11 protein-coding genes are annotated in these 21,050 nt (G+C 60.7%); 7 read left to right on the plus strand and 4 right to left on the minus strand.

Going from position 1 to position 21,050, the window contains the following annotated elements; translation table 11 throughout:
* Window positions 1-43 precede the first annotated feature (43 nt).
* Window positions 44-1,489: an FAD-binding oxidoreductase gene (locus tag N434_RS05945; protein ID WP_110756641.1), complete on the minus strand. Its 1,446-nt coding sequence runs from the start codon at window positions 1,487-1,489 to the stop codon at window positions 44-46.
* A gap of 215 nt (window positions 1,490-1,704) precedes the next feature.
* Between N434_RS05945 and denD the strand changes: the two genes are divergently transcribed.
* The 4 genes from denD to N434_RS05965 all read left to right on the plus strand — a co-directional run bounded on the left by denD (window position 1,705) and on the right by N434_RS05965 (window position 6,473).
* Window positions 1,705-2,691, plus strand: coding sequence for a D-erythronate dehydrogenase (denD, locus tag N434_RS05950; RefSeq protein ID WP_110756852.1), 987 nt, complete (start codon window positions 1,705-1,707; stop codon window positions 2,689-2,691).
* Complete coding sequence (locus tag N434_RS05955; protein WP_110756643.1) at window positions 2,688-3,590, plus strand: NAD(P)-dependent oxidoreductase; 903 nt, start codon at window positions 2,688-2,690, stop codon at window positions 3,588-3,590. Before denD ends, N434_RS05955 begins: the two co-directional genes overlap by 4 nt.
* Before the next feature lie 9 nt (window positions 3,591-3,599).
* A complete protein-coding gene (locus N434_RS05960; protein WP_110756644.1) occupies window positions 3,600-5,384 on the plus strand; it encodes an IlvD/Edd family dehydratase in 1,785 nt (594 codons plus the stop codon).
* 114 nt (window positions 5,385-5,498) lie between these two features.
* Window positions 5,499-6,473, plus strand: a complete 975-nt coding sequence (locus tag N434_RS05965) for a threonine ammonia-lyase (RefSeq protein WP_110756646.1) — start codon at window positions 5,499-5,501, stop codon at window positions 6,471-6,473.
* A 15-nt stretch (window positions 6,474-6,488) separates the two neighbouring features.
* Here N434_RS05965 and N434_RS05970 read toward each other — a convergent pair whose 3' ends face one another.
* A complete protein-coding gene (locus N434_RS05970) occupies window positions 6,489-7,592 on the minus strand; it encodes an NAD(P)/FAD-dependent oxidoreductase (protein WP_110756647.1) in 1,104 nt (367 codons plus the stop codon).
* A gap of 229 nt (window positions 7,593-7,821) precedes the next feature.
* On the opposite strand from N434_RS05970, the gene N434_RS05975 reads away from it, so the two are divergent.
* On the plus strand, window positions 7,822-7,965 hold the full coding sequence (locus N434_RS05975; protein WP_081284474.1) for a hypothetical protein: 144 nt from the start codon (window positions 7,822-7,824) through the stop codon (window positions 7,963-7,965).
* Between the two features lie 75 nt (window positions 7,966-8,040).
* Here the strand turns inward: N434_RS05975 and N434_RS05980 are convergent, their stop codons facing one another.
* Window positions 8,041-9,219, minus strand: a complete 1,179-nt coding sequence (locus N434_RS05980; protein ID WP_065114346.1) for a M20 aminoacylase family protein — start codon at window positions 9,217-9,219, stop codon at window positions 8,041-8,043.
* A 575-nt stretch (window positions 9,220-9,794) separates the two neighbouring features.
* Here N434_RS05980 and N434_RS05985 point away from each other — a divergent pair.
* Together N434_RS05985 and N434_RS05995 are read left to right on the plus strand one after the other, a co-directional pair.
* Window positions 9,795-18,290, plus strand: a complete 8,496-nt coding sequence (locus N434_RS05985; protein WP_110756650.1) for a glycoside hydrolase family 94 protein — start codon at window positions 9,795-9,797, stop codon at window positions 18,288-18,290.
* Window positions 18,291-18,673: 383 nt separating this feature from the next.
* The gene (locus N434_RS05995) at window positions 18,674-18,919 is read left to right on the plus strand and encodes a hypothetical protein (RefSeq protein ID WP_110756654.1); all 246 of its coding nucleotides are present in this window, start codon (window positions 18,674-18,676) and stop codon (window positions 18,917-18,919) included.
* Window positions 18,920-19,012: 93 nt separating this feature from the next.
* Here N434_RS05995 and N434_RS06000 read toward each other — a convergent pair whose 3' ends face one another.
* Window positions 19,013-20,776, minus strand: coding sequence for a glucan ABC transporter ATP-binding protein/ permease (locus N434_RS06000; RefSeq protein ID WP_065114343.1), 1,764 nt, complete (start codon window positions 20,774-20,776; stop codon window positions 19,013-19,015).
* Window positions 20,777-21,050: the final 274 nt, after the last annotated feature.

A 21,050-nucleotide genomic window follows, 5' to 3' on the forward strand; every position in this document is an offset into this window, starting at 1 on the left:
TTTAAAAGGCGGCATATTCACAGCCGCCTTTGCCGTTCCTCGATTAGCTATCCGGTTGCAGGCTTATCTGGCAACCGGGATTCATGCGCAAATCGGGGTCGAAGGCATTTTTCAAACCCGTGATCATCCGACGTTGCACATCCGATAGCCGGCTTTCGAAATCGGAGCGCTTCAGGCGGCCAATGCCGTGCTCGGCACTGATACTGCCGACGTAACGGTCGAGGACCTCGTTGACGAGTGTCTTGGACTTGTAGATGAACGCCTCACGCTCCTCCGGTGTCGCGCCATTGGGGGGCAGGACGTTGAGATGGACGTTGCCGTCGCCGACATGGCCATAGGAAACCGCAAGGCATTCCGGCAGTTTTTCCGCAAGTTCGGCTTCCGCCTCGGCCACGAAAGCCGAAAGTTTCGAAAGCGGCACCGAAATGTCGGTACGCATATGGCTGCCGCGCAGCGCCTGACCCTCGTTCATGCCCTCACGGAACAGCCACAACGACTGCGCCTGCGCCCGCGAGGAGGCGATGACGCCGTCCAGTACCAGACCGTCTTCCATGACGCCCTCAAGGAAGCGGCCCATCAGATCGGCGGTATCCACCAGACCGGAGCCGGAAATTTCCATCAGCACATAGGCCGGGTAATCGCCGGCGATCGGCATCCTGAGGTCGGGGATTGCCTCGATCGCCAGTGTGAAGGCCACCGGCGGCATGAATTCGAAGGCGGACATCAGGTCGCAGCATTCGCGGCGGGCGCGACGGTAAAGCTTGATGGCATCGTCGAGCGAATTGAGGCCGAGCAGCGCCGTCTCGACATGTTCAGGATTGGGGTAAAGCTTGACGGCAACGGCGGTGATGATGCCGAGCGTTCCTTCCGCGCCGATGAAAAGCTGCTTCAGGTCAATGCCGCGATTATCCTTGCGCAGCGTCGACAGGCCGTTCCAGATGGTGCCATCCGGCAGGACGACTTCGAGACCCAGAACCAGCTCGCGGGTCATGCCATAACGCAGGACATTGATGCCACCGGCATTGGTGGAAACATTGCCGCCGATACGGCAGCTGCCCTGTGCGCCGAGCGACAGCGGGAAGAACATGCCCTTGTCCTGAACGGCGTCCTTGAATTCCGAGAGAATGCAGCCCGCTTCCACGACGGCGGAAAAATCGTCGCCATCTATGGTGCGGATGGCGTTCATGCGTTCAAGGCTCAGCACGATCTGATGCCCGGGCGCATCCGGAATACCGCCGAGCACCAGGCCGGTATTGCCGCCCTGGGGGATGATGGCGAGGCCAAGTTCGGCGCAGGCACGCACCGTGTCGGACACTTCCTCGGTCGAGCGGGGACGGATGACGGCCACGGCCGAGCTGGTGACGTCGCCGTGCCAGTCGCGGCAATAGCGCAGCATGTCTTCCTGCGATGTCAGCAACAGGGCCTCGCCCAGCCTGTTCTTCAGCGAGAACCGCAGTTCCTCGATATCGTGTTCACTCACGATCGTCATTCCACCCTCTCCGTCCAATCCGCCCTAAATATCCGGTCAAGGGTCGTACCGTTGATTCTACCGGCGCCCTTGCTTTTTCCAGTTTGTGAAAAAATACTATTTTCAATCCGATCATATAAGGTTATCAGACAACCTTACAAGCTAATTTATCGGTCGACAGGCCGATGATGTTTTTTCGGTCTCGGGAGAATGACCGGGACAAAGAGGAGGAAGACATGCATATCGCAATCATCGGCGCCGCAGGTATGGTTGGCCGCAAGCTGACGCAGCGTCTCGTGAAAGATGGATCGCTGGGTGGCAAGCCGATCGAGAAATTCACGCTTATCGACGTGTTCCAGCCCGAAGCGCCCGCCGGTTTTGCCGGTGCGGTCGATGCGCGCGCGGCTGATCTCTCCGCTCCGGGTGAAGCTGAAAAGCTGGTGGAGGCCCGTCCGGATGCCATCTTCCATCTCGCCGCCATCGTCTCCGGTGAAGCCGAACTCGATTTTGACAAGGGCTACCGTATCAATCTCGACGGCACCCGTTATCTCTTCGACGCCATCCGCATTGCCAACGGTAAGGACGGTTACAAGCCGCGCGTGGTCTTCACCTCGTCGATTGCCGTGTTTGGCGCGCCGCTTCCCTATCCGATCCCGGATGAATTCCACACCACGCCGCTGACAAGCTATGGCACGCAGAAGGCGATCTGCGAATTGCTGTTGTCCGATTACAGCCGTCGCGGGTTCTTCGACGGTATCGGCATCCGTCTTCCCACCATCTGCATTCGCCCCGGCAAGCCAAATGCGGCTGCCTCCGGCTTCTTCTCCAATATTCTGCGCGAGCCGCTGGTCGGCCAGGAAGCGGTTCTTCCTGTACCGGAAAGCATTCGCCACTGGCATGCCTCGCCGCGCTCTGCCGTCGGTTTCCTCATTCATGGTGCGACGATCGACGTCGAAAAAGTCGGTCCGCGCCGCAACCTGTCAATGCCCGGCCTCAGCGCCACCGTTGGTGAGCAGATCGAAGCGCTGCGCAAGGTTGCTGGCGAAAAGGCCGTCGCCCTCATCCGCCGCGAGCCGAATGAGATGATCATGCGCATGTGCGAGGGCTGGGCACCCGGTTTTGAAGCGAAGCGCGCCCGCGAGCTGGGCTTCACCGCCGAAAGCTCTTTCGAAGAGATCATTCAGGTTCATATCGAGGACGAACTGGGAGGTTCACTGAAATGAATGTTGGCGGGGAGGAGAAAAAGCGGTCGGTTGCCTTTATCGGCACGGGCCTGATGGGTGGGCCGATGGCCCGGCGACTGCTGGGCGCAGGCTTTTCGGTCACGGTCTGGAACCGCAGCGTCGACAAGGCTGAAGCCCTTGTCGCCGATGGTGCGGTTCTGGCGGTATCTCCTGCGGAGGCCGCCAAGGGTGCCGATATCGTCATCACGATGCTGAGCGATGGCAAGGCTGTGGGCGAGGTGCTGTTTGCGGCCGGCGTGGCCGACGCGCTGAAAAAGGGTGCTGTGGTGATCGATAGCAGTTCGATTGCGCCGCCGATTGCGCGCGAACATTCCTCGCGGCTTGAGGCGCTCGGCATTCATCACGTCGATGCCCCAGTCTCCGGCGGTGTGCCGGGGGCCATTGCCGGCACGCTTGCCATCATGGCTGGCGGGGATGAGGCGCTGATCTCTGCTCTTGCGGATGTCTTCGCGCCAATGGGCCGGCTGACCTATGTCGGTCCCTCGGGTGCCGGTCAGCTCTGCAAGCTCGCCAACCAGCAGATCGTCGCCATTACGATCGGCGCGGTTGCCGAGGCGATGATGCTGGTGGAAGCGGGCGGCGCATCCCGCGAAGGTTTCCGCAACGCCATCCGTGGCGGCTTTGCCGAAAGCCGGATTCTGGAACTGCATGGCGAACGCATGGTGAAGCGCAATTTCGTGCCGGGCGGCCCATCCAAGTTCCAGCTCAAGGATCTGAACGGCGTGCTGGCAATGGCGAAGGATATGTCGCTGACATTGCCGCTGACCCAGCAGGTGACACGGGAATTCGATGACTTTGTGGGCGACGGTGGGGCCGATATCGACCATAGCGGCATCCTGCTTTACCTCGAAAAACTCAACAACCGGGAACAGGGCTGAGGCGATCTCATGAGCGACGACAAGGCACCCATACGCCGCCTGCGATCCCAGGACTGGTTCGACAATCCTGACCATCTCGACATGACGGCGCTCTATCTGGAGCGCTTCATGAATTATGGTGTGACGCCGGAGGAGCTGCGTTCCGGCAAGCCGGTCATCGGCATCGCCCAGAGCGGCAGCGATCTGACGCCCTGCAACCGCGTCCATGTGGAACTGGTCAAGCGGGTGCGGGACGGTATCCGCGATGCGGGCGGCATTCCCATCGAGTTTCCGACCCACCCGATGTTTGAAAACTGCAAGCGCCCGACGGCGGCCCTTGACCGCAATCTTGCGTATCTCAGCCTCGTGGAAGTGCTTTACGGTTATCCGCTCGACGGCGTCGTTCTGACCACGGGCTGCGACAAGACCACGCCTTCGGCGCTGATGGCGGCAAGCACGGTGGATATTCCGGCCATTGTCCTTTCCGGCGGCCCGATGCTCGACGGTTATCACGACGGCGATCTGGTTGGTTCCGGCACGGTGATCTGGCGCATGCGCCGCAAATATGGCGCGGGCGAAATCACCCGCGAGGAATTCTTACAGGCAGCGCTGGAATCAGCCCCGTCGGTCGGCCATTGCAACACCATGGGCACCGCTTCCACCATGAACGCCATGGCGGAGGCGCTCGGCATGTCGCTCACCGGCTGTGGTGCGATCCCGGCCGCTTACCGTGAACGCGGCCAGATGGCCTATCGCACCGGTCGCCGCGCCGTCGAACTGGTTGTCGAGAATATCAAGCCTTCCGATATCATGACGCGCGAGGCGTTTTTGAACGCGATCCGCGTCAATTCGGCGATTGGCGGTTCTACCAACGCCCAGCCGCATCTGGCGGCAATGGCCAAACATGCGGGCGTTGAACTTCGCGAGGAGGACTGGCAGGTCCACGGTTACGACATTCCGCTGCTGGCCAACGTTCAGCCGGCCGGCAAATGGCTGGGTGAGAAATATCACCGCGCCGGCGGCACGCCCGCCATCATGTGGGAGCTTCTGCAGGCCGGCAGGCTCGACGGAAACTGTCCGACCGTGACAGGCAGGACCATGGCGGAAAATCTCGAAGGGCGGGAATCGACCGACCGCGACGTGATCCTGCCTTACGACAGGCCGCTCAAGGAACGGGCTGGTTTCCTGGTTCTCAAGGGCAATCTGTTCGACTTTGCCATCATGAAGACGAGCGTGATTTCGGCGGAATTCCGGCAACGTTATCTGAGCGAGCCGGGCCGCGAGGGGATTTTCGAGGGCAAATGCGTTGTTTTCGATGGTTCGGAAGACTATCACGCCCGCATTAACGACCCGGCGCTGGATATCGATGAGCGCACCATCCTTGTCATTCGCGGAGCCGGTCCGCTCGGCTGGCCTGGTTCGGCTGAGGTCGTCAACATGCAGCCGCCGGATGCGCTGTTGAAAAAAGGTATTACCAGCCTGCCGACAATCGGCGACGGGCGGCAATCGGGAACGGCTGACAGCCCGTCCATCCTCAACGCCTCGCCGGAAAGTGCGGCTGGCGGCGGGCTGGCATGGTTGCGCACCGGCGATGTGATCCGCATCGACTTCAACAAAGGCGAGTGCAATGCGCTGGTGCCGGAGGCGGAACTGGAAGCGCGCAAGGCCGACGGCATTCCTGCTGTACCGGCGGATGCAACGCCCTGGCAGCGTATCTACCGTCAATCGGTGACCCAGCTTTCGGATGGCGCGGTTCTGGAAGGGGCTGCGGATTTCCGCAGGATCGCCGAGAAGATGCCCCGGCATAATCACTGAGCGAGAATGAAGAAAAATCCCCGGCTGCGTCCGGGGATTTTTCTTTTCCGGGTGGTTTCGTAATTGATTGCGACCTCCTAATGTATCCCCGAATCCGCGTTACAGGGACAGGGCATGACAGATATTTCGATGATAGAGGCCGCGTGCCAGCGTATCGGCAACCATGCGGTGCGGACACCATTGCTGTCATCACCTTTTCTGGACGAGATTGCCGGACGAAAGCTGTTCGTGAAGGCCGAATGCCTGCAAAGAACGGGTTCCTTCAAGTTTCGCGGCGGCTGGTCGGCAGTGTCCGGCCTGCCGGCGGAGGTGCGCGCCAAGGGTGTTATCGCCTTTTCCTCCGGCAACCATGCGCAGGGTGTGGCGCTCGCCGCCCGCCTGCATGGCGTTCCCGCTGTCATCATCATGCCATCGGATGCGCCGAAGATCAAAATCGACAATACCCGTGCCTATGGCGCAGAGGTGGTGCTTTATGACCGGGTGAACGAAGATCGCGACGCCATCGGTGATCGCCTGTCACGCGAACGCGGGCTGACGCTGATCAGGCCCTTCGACGAGCCGCTTGTCATTGCAGGACAGGGGACCGTGGGACTTGAGATTGCCGAACAGGGCACGGAACTGGGGATTGGCGCGGCCGAGGTTCTCGTGCCCTGCGGGGGCGGCGGCCTTACATCCGGCATCTCGCTCGCACTTGCCGCGAAGGCGCCGGCCTACAAAGTCAGGACCGCAGAGCCCGAGCATTTCGATGACGTGGCGCGCTCGCTCGCATCGGGCAAGATCGAGCGTAACGTTTCGACTTCCGGTTCCATCTGTGATGCGATCATCACACCGCAGCCCGGCAACATCACTTTCCCTATTCTGGCCAAGCTTTGCGGAAAAGGCGTTGCCGTGACCGATGAGGAAGCGCTGCGGGCCATGGTGCTTGCCTTCAACCGGCTGAAGATCGTCATTGAACCCGGCGGCGCCGTGGCTCTTGCGGCAGCGCTGTTTCATGGCCGCGAGCTGGAGAGCGATGCGGTGATTGCGGTTGCCTCAGGGGGCAATGTCGATCCCGGGATCATGGCGGATGCGCTGTCCCGCTTTGGCTGAAGCGGCGGCGTGAGATCAGTCCTCGAGCCGAGCCGCAACCTCTGCGGCGATCGCCAGCGAGGCGGTGAGGCCGGGGCTTTCGATGCCGAACAGGTTGACGAGGCCGGCAAGTTCGTGGGTTTCCGGCCCGTCGATACGGAAATCCATGGCGGGTTCGTCGGGGCCGGAAATCTTCGGCCTGATGCCGGAATAGGCGGGGATCAGGGCGTCCTCGGGAAGGCCCGGCCAATAGCGGCGGATCGCCTCGCCGAAACCCTCCATGCGGCGGGGATTGACGGCGTAATCGATGCTCTCGACCCATTCCACGTCAGGGCCGAACCGGGCCTGGCCGGCAAGATCGAGAGTGAGATGCACGCCGAGGCCGTGGGTGTGCGGTGCCGGGTAGATCAGCCGTGAAAACGGCGGCTTGCCCGTCAGCGAAAAATAGCTGCCCTTGGCAAAACGCGGCTGCGGAATGGCATGGGCCGGCAATCCCGCGATCTCTTTTGCCACCATGGGTGCGACGAGGCCGGCGGAATTGACGAGCAGCCGGCATGTCAGGCTCATGGGGTCCCTGCCACCGACATGGACCCGGAAACCCTCGCCGATCGGCTCCGCCCTTTCGAAGGGAGCATTCAAGGCAAGAGCCGCGCCGTGGTCTTCCGCCTCGCCGAGCAATGCCAGCATATAGCCATGGCTGTCGATGATGCCGGTCGAGGGCGAAAACAGGGCTGCCCTGCAGGCGAGGGCGGGTTCGAGCGAAAGCGCCTCCTGCCCATCGATCAGTTCCAGATCTTCGCAGCCGTTCGCCTCACCCTTGTCCTTGAGTGCGGCCAGCAGGGCCGTCTCAGCCTCCTCTGCAGCCACGATGAGCTTGCCGCAGCGGCGGTGTGCAACACCATGGCTTTGACAGAAGACATAGAGCTGCTTTTTACCCTCGACACAGAGGCGGGCCTTGAGGCTTCCGGCCGGATAATAGAGCCCGGCGTGAATGACCTCGCTGTTGCGGGAGGAGGTCGCGGAGCCGAATTCCTTCTCACCTTCGAGGATGATGATGGAAAGGCCGCGCATTGAAAGCTCACGGGCCGCCGCAAGCCCGATTACCCCCGCGCCTATGATGATGGCGTCGATATCCGTCATCTCTTCCCGTCCACGGACTGTTCGCCTGAACGAACGCCGTCCTGCCGCGTTAATATTCCGCGATGGGTAGATTGATGCTTGTTGGGAGGCAAGTGGCGACCCCTATTTTTCCCAATTGGCGCTTCTTATGGAATTTTATCTCTACTGGAATGGTAGGGGATAAAGCTATTCTTTGGTTGAAATTAACCATTGCCCGCTCCGGCGGGCCTGACAGGGAAGGGAGTGCACAATGTCTTATTCCAAGGCAGGAAAAGTAAAAGACTTTGTCTCGCAGCCCCAGTCGCCGCGCAACTGGAGAGATTCGGTGCATGCGGCTCTTGTCGGCGTGTGCGTGGCCTTTGTCGCCGCGGTTATTCTCGGTCTCGTTCCCTGATCCTCCCGACTTTTCCCATCAGGTAACTTGAGAACAAAAGGCCGGTCGCTCCTCCGACCGGCCTTTTACTGTTTGTCACGCCTTGAGGTAATCCTCGGCCAGATCGACCCAGAAAGCCGTTCCGATCGGCAGGATGTCGTCATTGAAGTCGAATTTCGGATGGTGCAGCGGCGGGTCGTTGTCGGTGCGCGCCGTGCCGAGGAAGAAATAACAGCCGGGCCGTTTTTCCAGCATATAGGCGAAGTCTTCCGCGCCCATGGACGGGCGCTGCATCTCGGCTACCTTTTCAGCGCCGGCAAAACGGCGGGCGAGATCGGCGACATAGTCCGTTTCCGCCTTGTGGTTGACGGTTGCATTATAGCCGCGCTCGTAATCGATGGTGACGCTCATGCCGTAGCTCGCCGCCTGACCTTCCGCTATCGCCCGGATGCGCTTTTCCAGCTCGTCGCGGACGCCGGCATCGAAGGAGCGGATGGTAAGAAGCATCTCTGCCGTTTCGGGAATGACGTTGCTCGCCGCACCGGCGTGGAATGCGCCCACGGTGACGACGGCCGACAGTTGCGGATGGATGTTGCGGGACACCACGGTCTGCAGCGCCATGATGATGCTTGCGCCGGCAACGATGGGGTCTGCCGCATCCTGCGGTTCGGCGCCGTGGCCGCCATAACCGTTGACGGTGATCCTGCACTCGTCGACGGCGGCAAGGATCGGCCCGTCGCGCAGCACGAATTGCCCGAAGGGCACGCCGGGATCGTTATGCAGGGCAAAAACCGCATCGCAGGGGAAGCGGTCAAACAGGCCGTCCTCGATCATGATGCGGGCGCCGCCGAAATTCTCTTCCGCGGGCTGGAAGATAAGATGCAGCGTTCCCTCGAAGTTCCGGCGTTCGGCAATGATCTTTGCCGCCCCCAGAAGCATGGCGGTGTGGCCGTCATGGCCGCAGGCATGCATTACACCCTGATTGGCGCTTGCATATTCCGCCCCGGTTTCCTCGTGGATCGGCAGGGCGTCGATATCGGCACGGATGCCGAGCGTGCGTGTGCTGTCGCCATTGCGCAGCGTGGCGACGATGCCGGTCCCGGCGAGCCCCCGCGTCACCTCATAGCCCATTTCCACCAGCTTTTCGGCGATGAAATCCGACGTCTTGAACTCGGACAGGCCGATTTCAGGATGGCGGTGCAGGTGGTGGCGGATCGCCACCACATCCGGCATGTGGTTGGCAAAAGAGGTGACGTTGGCGGTCTGTCTGGTCATTTTTGAAGTCCCGGGTTTCGCCGCTTGTTTCCGGCGCCTTTGGCAAATGACATAGCAGCATATGCAGGGCCATGTAAGGGGCGTTTCCGGTGCCGAAACACCCAGAAATTCAACGCTTGCATCGTGCCGCGACAGGTGGCATGGAACTATTGACGTCCTGGGGCATTAGCTTCTTTCGGATGTGGCGCGGGCCTCCTTGGTTTCGCGTTGCCCTTCAGGTTGTCAACGGGGGACTATCGGGCGTTGCGCGAACAATTTTCGCCGTCGGGGAGTGTGCGAAATCCGGTTGGAACGGCTTTGCCGGGCCGCAGGATGAAATTTTCCTGTCGCCGGAAACTCGCTGTCTGCACCGATCTCCTGCTTTGCAGGCACCTCGGAAAAATTGCCCTGCACGATGCTGCGCCCACGGACATCCGTCATCGGATGATCCGATCCGTCCGGCGCCCGGCCCGGTTCACCGAAGGTTCAGGATAAGTCATAAATATAGCGTGGCCCGATTTTCGTGCGTGTTCCCGCCACGGACGAAATGCCGGTCAAGTCGAACAGGTTTCCCTTAAGTTCAGAATACGAGCCCGATGTCATTTCATATCACCCCGACCGCCGCCGCCCGTGATTCCGAGACGAAGCAGATCGATCATAATGATTCGATCCGCGCGTCCTATATGACGATCGAGGAACTGCATGATGCGGGTGCCGCGCTTTCCCGCGACGGTGCCGACAGCCTTCCCGGTTTCATGGAATTCGATTTCTTCGAGCGTCACCGCGAGAACGAGAAGGAAATCCTCAGGGTCTACCGCACGACGGCCGTCGATGCGGAAAATGGCGCGACGATCACGCCGGCTGCGGAATGGCTGCTCGACAACCACTACGTCATCGAAGAAGCGATCCAGGAAGTGCGCCGCGATTTTCCGCGCAAATTCTATCGCCAGCTGCCGACGATGACGGTGGGCGGCGTGACGATCCCGCGGGTCATGGCGCTTGGCTGGCTTTATGTCGCCCATACCCACAGCACGGTTTCGCGCGAGAACATGACAGCGCTGGTGGATGGCTACCAGACCTCGAAGACGCTGCAGATCGGCGAATTGTGGGCACTGCCGTCGATCATCCGTTTTGTCCTCATTGAAAATCTTCGCCGCATCTCCATTCGCGTCGAGCGCTCGCGCCGCATGCGCCAGAAGGCGAACGAGGTCGTCGACGAGATCATCCGGCTGAACGATGCCGAGGCGTCGGCCGCGCTTCTGAAACAGGTCGATTCGCTGGTCGACGATCCGACTTTCGCGACACAGTTCCTTTATCGTCTGCGCAACGGTTCGCAGACATCGGGCTTTGCCGTTGCCTGGCTGGAAGAGCGCCTGCATGCCGCCGGCACCGATGCCGAAAATGTCATGATGTCGGAACATAATCGTCTGGCGTCCGGCAATGTGACGATGGGCAACATCGTCAAGAGCCTGCGCGAAATCGACGATACCGAATGGTCGGTGTGGTTTGAGGAAGTCAGCCATATCGACAAGGTTCTGCGCGAGGAGACCGATTACGAAGTTCTCGATTTCGGTTCGCGCAACACCTATCGCAACACGATCGAGCTTCTGGCACGTCGCTCCCCCAAGACCGAAGTTGAGGTGGCGCGCGCCGCCGTCGAAATGGCGCGTTCGGAGACACCAGCCGGGGCTGATGAAAACCATCGCGTCAATGTCGGCTCCGTGCTTGTCGGCCAGCGTCGTTTTGAGCTTGAAAAGGCTTTGGGTTACCGGCCGCTGGTGTCGCAGCACATCGTGCGCTCGATGCGTAAGTTCAACTGGCTGGCAATCGCCGCGCCGGTGCTTCTGATCACCGCGTTTGCCATGCTGGCGGTCGGCTGGTTCCTCGCGGAAGCCGGCATGCCGTGGTATGTCGTCACCGCCTTCCTGCTGATGTTCGCATTGCCGGCCTCGGAAGGGGCAACCGGTCTCTTCAACACGCTCGTCACCTTCTTCGTAAAACCGTTCCGGCTGGTCGGATACGAGTTCAAGAACGGCATTCCACAGGATGCCCGCACGCTGGTTGCCGTGCCCTGCATGCTCACCAGCCGCGACAGCGTTGACGAGATGATGCGCAATATCGAGGTGCATTATCTCGCCAATCCGCATGGCGAGATTTATTTCTCGCTCGTCAGCGACTGGCGCGATGCGCAATATGAGCAATCCGATGAGGATCTCGAGATCCTCGACTATGCCAAGCGCGAGCTTGCGGCGCTGAACAGCCGTTATGCCTTTGACGGCAAGACGCGTTTTTACCTGCTGCACCGACGCCGCATCTATAATCCGGCCGAAGGCTGCTGGATGGGCTGGGAGCGCAAGCGCGGCAAGCTGCATGAACTGAACATGCTGCTGCGCGGCGACAAGGATACGACATTCCTCGGCGGCGCGAACATCGTGCCGACCGATGTCAAATATGTCATGACGCTGGATGCCGATACGCGCCTGATGCGCGATGCGGTGACCAAGCTCGTTGGCAAGATGCATCACCCGATCAACCGTCCGGTGATCGATCCTGTTTCCGGCCGTGTTGTCGAAGGTTACGGCCTGCTACAGCCGCGCGTAACGCCCTCGCTCACGACAGGCAAAGATGCTTCCGTCTTCCAGCGCGTCTTTTCGATCAATCGCGGTATCGATCCTTACGTCTTCACCGTTTCCGACGTCTATCAGGACCTGACCTCGGAAGGCACCTTCACCGGCAAAGGTCTCTACGATGTGGATGCCTTCGAGGCGGCGCTGAAGGGCCGTATCGAAGAGAACTCGATCCTCAGCCACGATCTGCTCGAGGGCTCGTTTGCGCGTTGCGCGCTGGTGACCGACGTGGAACTGGTCGAGGATTTCCCGACCCGCTATGAGGTGGAAGTCTCGCGCCAGCATCGCTGGGCCCGTGGCGACTGGCAGCTCCTGCCCTATATTCTCGATCGCGCCCGCGGCGTTACCGCCATCGGTCGCTGGAAGATGGTCGACAATCTGCGTCGCTCGCTCACACCGATCGCCTGGTTCTTCGCCTCCATCCTCGGCTGGTATTTCATGGATCCGCTCGGCGCGCTGATCTGGCAGATCCTGCTGATCTTCTCGCTCTTCGTGGCGCCGACGCTTTCGCTGCTCTCCGGCCTCGTGCCGCGTTCCACCGACATCGTGCCGCAGGCGCATTTCCATACCATCTGGTCGGAAATCCGCGCCACCAACGCGCAAGTTGCGCTGCGCATTGTCTTCATTGCCGATGCCGCCTGCATGATGACGGACGCGATTGTCCGTTCGCTTTACCGTCTGCTCGTCAGCCACAAGCTGATGCTGGAATGGCGCACCGCCGCCAGCATCCAGTCCAGCGCGCAAGGCAGCATCATCGATTATTATCGCCAGATGTGGCACGCGCCCGTGGTGGCGATGCTCGGCCTGCTGTTTGCTGCGCTGCCGGGTGACAATGCCTTCCTGATCGGCATTCCCTTCACGCTGCTCTGGGTCCTGTCGCCTGCCGTTGCCTGGTATGTCAGCCAGTCGGCTGAAACAGAGGATCGGCTGTTCGTCTCCGAACACGTCTCCTTCGAGCTGCGCAAGATCGCGCGCCGCACCTGGCGTTATTACGAGACTTTCGTGACGCCGCAGGAAAACCATCTGCCGCCGGACAATTTCCAGGAAACGCCGGAGCCGATCGTCGCCTCGCGCACCTCGCCCACCAATATCGGCGTTTATCTGCTGTCCGTCATTTCGGCGCGCCAGTTCGGCTGGATCAGCTTTGCCGATACGCTGGAGCGGATCGAAAACACGATCCAGACCGTCGAGAAAATGGAGAAGTATCGCGGCCATCTCTATAACTGGTACCATACGGACACGTTGCAGACGCTTGGTCCGCGCTATGTTTCGGCGGTGGACAGCGGCAATCTCGCCGGTCACCTGATTGCGGTCTCGTCCGCCTGCCGTGACTGGGCGGAAGCTCCTTCCGCCCACCTTCAGGGCAATCTCGACGGTATCGGCGACGTTGCCGGCATCCTGCGCGAAACGCTGAAGGCCCTGCCTGACAACCGCAAGAACCTGCGTCCGCTGCACCGCCGTCTCGAAGAGCGCATCATCGGTTTCTCGAACGCGCTCGCCTCCGTCAAGCGCGAGCATGAATTCGCCTCGATCCGCGTCATCAATCTGGCGGTACTTGCGCGCGATATCCAGAAGCTTGCCACCAACGTCGACCACGAGGTGAAATCGACCCAGAGCGCGGAAGTGACGCGCTGGGCGCAATTGCTGGTGGAATGCTGCGAGTCGCATATTTCCGACAGCGCCATCGACCTCACCAATATGGAGCCGCTGCGCCAGCGTCTTGCTTCGCTGCGCGACCGCAGCCGCAATCTCGCCTTCTCGATGGACTTCACGTTCCTCTATCGCAAGGATCGCCGTCTGCTGTCGATCGGCTATCGTGTCGAAAGCAAGGAGCTGGACGAAGCCTGCTACGACCTTCTGGCTTCCGAATGCCGCCTGACCAGCCTGTTTGCCATCGCCAAGGGCGATCTGCCGACCGAGCACTGGTATCGTCTCGGCCGGCAGGTCGTGCCGATCGGCGCGCAGGGCGCACTGGTGTCGTGGTCGGGTTCGATGTTCGAATATCTGATGCCGCCGCTTGTCATGCAGGAGCGTCAGGGTGGCATTCTCAACCAGACCAACAATCTGATCGTCAAGGAGCAGATGAACCATGGCCGTCGTCTCGGCACGCCATGGGGCATTTCCGAAGCGGCTTTCAACGCCCGCGATCACAACATGAACTATCAATACACCAACTTCGGTGTGCCGACCCTTGGCCTCAAGCGTGGCCTTGGCCAGAATGCGGTGATCGCGCCTTATGCGTCGATCCTCGCCAGCCAGTACGATCCTGACGGTGCGCTTGAGAACCTCGACAAGCTGCGCAAGCTTGGCGCGCTTGGCCAGTACGGTTTCCACGATGCGGTGGATTTCACGCCGACGCGTGTGCCTGACGGCAAGGTCTGCGCGGTGGTCTATAACTATTATGCCCACCACCACGGCATGTCGATTGCGGCTGTCGCCAACGTCGCCTTTGACGGCGTGCTGCGCGAACTGTTCCACTCCGATCCGGTGATCGAGGCGGCCGAACTGCTGCTGCAGGAAAAGGCGCCGCGCGAAGTTCCGGTCATGAGCGCCAAATACGAGCCGGAAACGCCCGGCAAGGAACAGGCCGACCTGTTGCGTGCCGAGGTGCGCTCCATCGCCGATCCGGCGGTGCGCGACCGCGAAGTGGTGTTCCTCTCGAACGGCCATTATTCGACCATGCTCACCTCGACGGGCGCGGGTTATTCAAAGTGGAACGGCCAGGCGATTTCCCGCTGGAAGGCCGACCCGACCGAAGATCGCTGGGGCACCTTCATCTTCCTGCGCGATACCACCAATGGGCAATGGTGGAGTGCGACGGCAGAACCGCGCGTTATCGAAGGTGAAAAGACCAAGACGATCTTCACCGATGACAAGGCCGAGTTCCACAAGACAACAGGCGATCTGCAGAGCGTGGTTGAGTGCATCGTCGCCACCGAGCACGATGCCGAAGGCCGCCGTATCACCCTGCTGAACGTCGGTTCCGAGGATCGCTATATTGAAGTGACCTCCTATATGGAGCCGGTCATCGCGTCGGAAGATGACGACAACGCCCATCCGCTGTTCTCGCGCATGTTCGTGCAGACGGAAATCGGCCGGCGTGGTGACGTCATCCGCGCCTGGCGCAACCGTCGCAGCCCGAACGAGCCGGGTACCGTCATCGCGCATCTGGCCGCCGACAATGCCGGCCCGTCACGCCCGACGGAATTCGAGACGGACCGCGCCAAGTTCATCGGTCGTGGCCGGTCGCTGCGCGAAGCTGCTGCCTTTGATACCGGTGCGACGCTTTCCAGTACGGATGGTTTCACACTCGATCCTATCCTGTCGCTGCGCCGCACCGTGCGCGTGCCGGCGGGCAAGAAGGTGAGCGTGATCTTCTGGACGATCGCCGCGCCGAGCCGCGAGGAAGTCGACAAGGCGATCGACCGTTACCGCCATCCGGACGCTTTTGCGCATGAACTCGTGCATGCCTGGACGCGTACGCAGGTGCAGATGCGCCATGTGGGCGTCACCTCGCAGCAGGCGGCCGCCTTCCAGCATCTCGGCCGTTATCTGACCTATCCGGACATGCATCTGCGTGCGGATTCAGAAACGCTGAAAACGGGCCTCGCCTCGCAGCGCGCCTTGTGGCCGCTCGCCATTTCGGGTGATTTCCCGATCTTCAGCCTGCGCATCAACGACGATATGGACATGGATATCGCCCGTGAGGCGCTGAGCGCCCATGAATATCTGCGCTCACGCGGCGTGATCTTCGATCTCGTCATCGTCAACGAACGGGCCGCGTCCTATGCGCAGGACATGCAGCATGCGCTGGATCATATTTCCGAGGCGCAGCGCCGCATCAATCCTGCCGATGGCGGGCGCCCGCATGTCTTCTCCGTGCGTCGCGACCTGATGGACGAAGAGACCTGGAGCGCGCTTCTCGCCGCCTCCCGTGTTGTTCTTCACGTGCGCAACGGCAAAATCGTCGACCAGATCAACCGCGCTGTATCGCTGTTTGCGGCCCATCGCGGCCCGGACGGCACGAGCGATGCCGCACAGGCCCGTTTGCCTGTTCCAGCCTTCCCGGTCGCAGAGCCGGTCGAGGATGCGGGCGATCTCGATTTCTGGAACGGCTTTGGCGGCTTCGCCAAAAACGGACAGGAATATGTGGTGCGCCTCAATGGCGGGCAGTCCACGCCGCATCCGTGGATCAACGTCGTCTCGAACGAGAATTTCGGTTTCCATATTTCGGGCGAAGGTGCCGGTTTCAGCTGGAGCCGCAATTCGCGCGACTATCAGCTGACGCCATGGAGCAATGACCCGGTTATCAACCGGCCGGGTGAGGCTTTCTATGTCGCCGACGTCGAGACAGGAAAGCTCTATACGCCCTGCGCCGCGCTGTCGCGTGATCCCGAAGCGCTGTTCGAAACCCGTCATGGTCTCGGATACTCCGTGCTGACCGGTGTGGCGGATACGCTCGAAGTCGAGGTGACGCAGACCGTCGACCGCGAGAAGCCGGTCAAGTTCTCGCAGGTCATCGTTCGCAACAAGGGCACGAAAAGCCGCCGCCTGAAGGTCTATGCCTATGTGGAATGGGTGCTCGGCAATAACGGCCAGAAATCCGCGCCGTTCATTCTGAGCAGGCACGATGCCGGCAGCAACGCGATCTTCGCGTCGAACCCCTACAGCATCGACTATAGCGCCCGCACGTCCTTCCTGACGCTCGACACTGAGGTGAGCGGCTTCACCACCAGCCGCCGGGAATTCATCGGCCGCTTCGGTTCGGCACAGGCACCACAGGGGATCGTATCCGGTGCCGCACTCAGCGGTAGCACCGAGCTTGATGGTGATCCCTGCGCCGCGCTGATGCAGGAAATCCATCTGAAGCCCGGTGAAGAACGGCACATGACCTTCATTCTCGGTGATGCCGACAATGCGGAAGAGGCCGAAGCACTGGTGAAGGATGCCCGCAAGGCGGACTTCCAGACGGTGCTGGATGCGAGCAAGGCTTTCTGGACGGGCTTTACCGGCCAGTTGCAGGTTTCCACGCCCGATGCCGGCTTCAACCACATGGTCAATAACTGGCTGCCGTATCAGGCGCTGGCATGCCGCATTCTGGCGCGCACCGCCTTTTACCAGTCGAGCGGCGCCTTCGGCTTCCGCGACCAGCTGCAGGATACGCTGGCCTTCCTGCTCTACCAGCCGGATCTCGCCCGCGAGCAGATCCTGCGCGCGGCAGGCCGCCAGTTCCCGGAAGGCGACGTGCAGCACTGGTGGCTGCCGCTGACGGGTGCGGGTGTCCGCACGACGATTTCGGACGATGTCGTCTGGCTCGCTTATGCGATCAACCAGTATGTCTCGGCCACGGGTGATGCCGCCATTCTCGATGAAAACATCCCCTTCCTGAAAGGCCCGGCGTTGATGCCAGGCCAGCATGATGCCTTCTTCCAGCCGGAGACAAGCGAGCGGTCTGTCACGCTTTACGAACATGCGGCGCTTGCGCTTGATCTCGCCATTCATCGCACTGGTGAAAACGGTCTGCCGCTGATCCTCGGCGGTGACTGGAACGACGGCATGAACCGTGTCGGCGTCGGCGGTAAGGGCACCAGCGTCTGGCTCGGCTGGTTCCTCTCCGGGGCTTTGCGCGATTTCATCGAGATCGCCGAGAAGCGTGGTGATACCGACCGCGTCGGAAAATGGGCATCGCACCGCGAAAAACTGCGCAATGCTCTCGAAACCGCAGGCTGGGATGGCAGCTATTACCGGCGCGGCTACTTCGATGACGGCACGCCGCTCGGTTCAGCCAGCAGCGAGGAATGCCGGATCGATTCGCTTGGCCAGAGCTGGAGCGTTCTCTCCGGCGAAGGCGAAGAAGGCCGGTCGCGGCAGGCGATGGACGCGGTCATGGAGCATCTGGTCGATGAAAAGACCGGTATCATCCGGCTGTTCACGCCACCCTTCTCGCGTGCGCCGCACGATCCGGGTTACATCAAGGGATATCCGCCGGGTGTGCGTGAAAATGGCGGGCAATATACCCATGCCGCGACCTGGGTGGTTCTTGCTCTCGCACGGCAGGGCCGCGCCCAGGAGGCATGGAACTGCTTCAAGCTGCTGAACCCGGTCAACCATGCGCTCGATGCGGCATCGTCGGAAACCTATCGGGTCGAACCCTATGTGGTGACCGCAGATGTTTATGGCGAGGGCGCCTATGCGGGGCGCGGTGGCTGGAGCTGGTACACGGGTTCCGCCGGCTGGCTCTACCGGGCAGCTGTCGAGGGGATTCTCGGCATAACCCGCACCGGCGGCAAGCTGCATGTTTCGCCGTCGCTGCCGGAAGACTGGAGCGGTTTCTCGGTCAGCATCACGCTCGATGGAAAAGCAAGAAACATTACCGTCAGCCGCAAGGCCGGTACGGTGGAGGTTTCCATATCCGTCGACGGCAAGGACCTGGCGGCCGGCGATGGGGTGATCTCCTTCGACTGACGCTGTCAGCTCTATATCTGCCTAAGATCAGGCTCCTGCGGTGACGCAGGGGCCTGAATTTTTACAGGGCTGCCTTCAAGTCCGTTTGAGCATCTTGGCGGCTGATAGCCCTGACGCCCAGCGGCTTTCGCAGCTGCCGGCGAAAAGCCGGCGGCGCCGGGATATGGTCATCTGTGAAAGCCTCCAGGGATCGGGCTGGAGTGTCAGGCCCGGAGTCGTCGACCACTTCTCGCAGAAGCCGTGCTTGCGGGCGCTCCATCTGCGAAATATGTGTCTTGGCAGGAAACTGTCATGGACGGCCGGTTTCAGAATGTACCAACAGTGACTGGAAGTGGTCTTCGCGCGTTCCGCGACAATTTCGTCAGGCCGGAAGGAGGGTTATCTTGCAATTCAACGTCTCTTTCACAGAAACCGCGCTGTCTATATTCTTTGCCGTCCTGTCCTTGGCATTGTCGTGCTGGCTGGCGCGCTACCCTTCGAAAACGGGCACTGGAGTGACACTTGGCGTGCTTCTCGGTGTTTTTCTGATCAATGTTACGGCGGGTCTCGTTGCCTTTCTGGGATATGTCTTCCCATTCGGGCAGATCGATTTTTGGCTGGCGAGCTCTTTGGCGCAAATCCTGCGATAGGACCCATGGCTTGGAACCGTCTTTACGAAACAGGCAAAGAAAAAGGGCGGACAATATGTTGTCCGCCCTTTTTGTATTCCTATTGCCAAGGCGTCAGGACGCTATGGCCTTTGGCCGGGACTGGCCTTCTTCTTCCGTCAGCAGGCCGCTGGTGCGCAGCAGCGAGGTGAAGCGTCCGCCGCGCTGGCTCAGCTCATCGAAAGTACCCTTTTCTATGACCCGGCCCTGATCGAGGAACAGCACGAGATCGGCGTCGCGAACCGTGGAAAGACGGTGGGCGATGATGAAGGTCGTGCGGTTCTTTCTCAGCGCATCCACCGCAGCCTTCACGCGGGCTTCCGTTTCCACGTCAAGTGCGCTGGTCGCCTCGTCGAGAACCAGAATAGGCGCGTTCTTGAGGATAGCGCGCGCAATGGCGATACGCTGGCGCTCGCCGCCGGAGAGGCGGTTGCCGCGTTCACCGACCTGGGTGAGATAGCCGTTGATACGGCTGTCGATGAAGTCGGTTGCCGCGGCCGCCGCTGCGGCTTCCACCACTTCCGCATCCGTTGCCGATTCGCGGCCGAGGCGGATGTTTTCGCGGATGGAGCGGTTTAGCAGACCGGCATCCTGAAACACGGTGGCGATGGAGTTGCGGAGCGAGTTTTTCGTCACCGTCGAAATATCGGTTCCGTCGATCAGGATCTGGCCGGAATCGGGATCATAGACCCGCTGCAGGAGATTGATGAGCGTGGTCTTGCCGGCGCCCGTCGGCCCGACGATCGCAACCGTTTCGCCCGCCTTGGCCGTGAACGAGACGTCGTGAACGCCCTGCTTGGTATTGGCGAAACCGAAATTGATGTTGCGGAACTCTACCGTGCCGGAGACATTCGACAATTCGCGGGCATCGCCCGGCTCTTCCCGTTCCTTGACGGAATCCTCCAGCACGAAGAAATCCTCGAGCTTGGCGCGGGCTTCGAAAATCTGCGTCACGAATTGCCGCATCTGGTCCAGACGGCCGATCAGGAGGTTGGCGAAACCGATGAAGGCGATGACGTCGCCGACGCGCAGTTCGCCGTTCTTCACCAGCACGGTGCCGATGACGAGGATGATCATCATCGAAACGGTGGAGGCCGTGCGGTTGAGCGCACTTGCGAAGGCCCACCAGTCCAGCACGGGATATTGCGCGCTCAGCAGCTTTTCGGTGAAGGATTTCAGCGCCTTGGTTTCAGCTTCGATGCGGTTGTAGCTGTGCAGCACCGACACGTTGCTGATGGAATCGCTGACATGGGCAAAAACGCTGTGATAATGCTCTTCGACCGAAGCCTGGCCGTCCTTGGTGCGGCCCATCACCCACTTGCCGATGAACCAGTAGACGATGCCGAGGCCGATCAGCACGAAGCTGAGGCGCAGGTCCATGGACATGGCGGTTGGCACAAGCAGCACCAGCGCGACGAAGGTAGCCAGATGCGTGCGCATGAATTCCAGCCACAGGCCGAACAGCGTTTCGCTGGCGCGCAGCAGCGTGTGCAGGGCATTGGATGTGCCGCGCTGATGGTGCCAGGAGAGCGGCATGGAGATGATGCGGCCGAAGGCTTCGGTCAGAAGCGAAGCGCGCCGGCCATGGGCCAGCCGGTCGGCCTCGCGCGCGACCGCGACATAAGCGACGGTATTGAAGACGCCGAAACCCGCCCACAGAATGAGGATGGGCGTGACATTGGTGCCGGAAGAGATGGCGTCGATGATACGGCCGAACAGTACGGGTTCGGCGATGGTGATCGCTGCAAGAATGACGTTGGCGATGACGACCACCGTCACCCGCCATTTATGAACGGTCAGATAGCGCAGAGCGCGTGTGTAAACCTGAAACAAGGTCAAATTTTCAATCCAGTCCGTGCGTCTTTTTCGAGCTGTTGATTGTTCGGTCTCAAAGCCTTGCTACTTTAGCAAGGTTGCATGAGACGGCGAATTTTGTGTAATTATCGCTCTTTCTGTCTGAATGGCGGCTTAACAAATTGAGCGCGCGTGCGAACCGAAAAAAACCGAACCCGATGTTTCCCGGGGGACGCCGTCACAAGATTTCGCATCTTCGTTTCAGGGATTGCTAACGACGATATGTTCAATCTGAACCGACCGGCGCCCGAGTAACATG

The sequence above is a fragment of the Rhizobium sp. UGM030330-04 genome (assembly GCF_003208455.1).
GTDB lineage: Bacteria > Pseudomonadota > Alphaproteobacteria > Rhizobiales > Rhizobiaceae > Agrobacterium > Agrobacterium rhizogenes_A.

Bases quoted from the DNA above. Each gene is read 5' to 3' on its own strand.
- N434_RS05980 (WP_065114346.1), bottom strand. From the start codon at position 9,219: ATGACCAGACAGACCGCCAACGTCACCTCTTTTGCCAACCACATGCCG.
- N434_RS05965 (WP_110756646.1), top strand. From the start codon at position 5,499: ATGACAGATATTTCGATGATAGAGGCCGCGTGCCAGCGTATCGGCAAC.
- N434_RS05945 (WP_110756641.1), bottom strand. From the start codon at position 1,489: ATGACGATCGTGAGTGAACACGATATCGAGGAACTGCGGTTCTCGCTG.
- N434_RS05955 (WP_110756643.1), top strand. From the start codon at position 2,688: ATGAATGTTGGCGGGGAGGAGAAAAAGCGGTCGGTTGCCTTTATCGGC.
- N434_RS05960 (WP_110756644.1), top strand. From the start codon at position 3,600: ATGAGCGACGACAAGGCACCCATACGCCGCCTGCGATCCCAGGACTGG.
- N434_RS05970 (WP_110756647.1), bottom strand. From the start codon at position 7,592: ATGACGGATATCGACGCCATCATCATAGGCGCGGGGGTAATCGGGCTT.
- N434_RS05975 (WP_081284474.1), top strand. From the start codon at position 7,822: ATGTCTTATTCCAAGGCAGGAAAAGTAAAAGACTTTGTCTCGCAGCCC.
- N434_RS05985 (WP_110756650.1), top strand. From the start codon at position 9,795: ATGTCATTTCATATCACCCCGACCGCCGCCGCCCGTGATTCCGAGACG.
- denD (WP_110756852.1), top strand. From the start codon at position 1,705: ATGCATATCGCAATCATCGGCGCCGCAGGTATGGTTGGCCGCAAGCTG.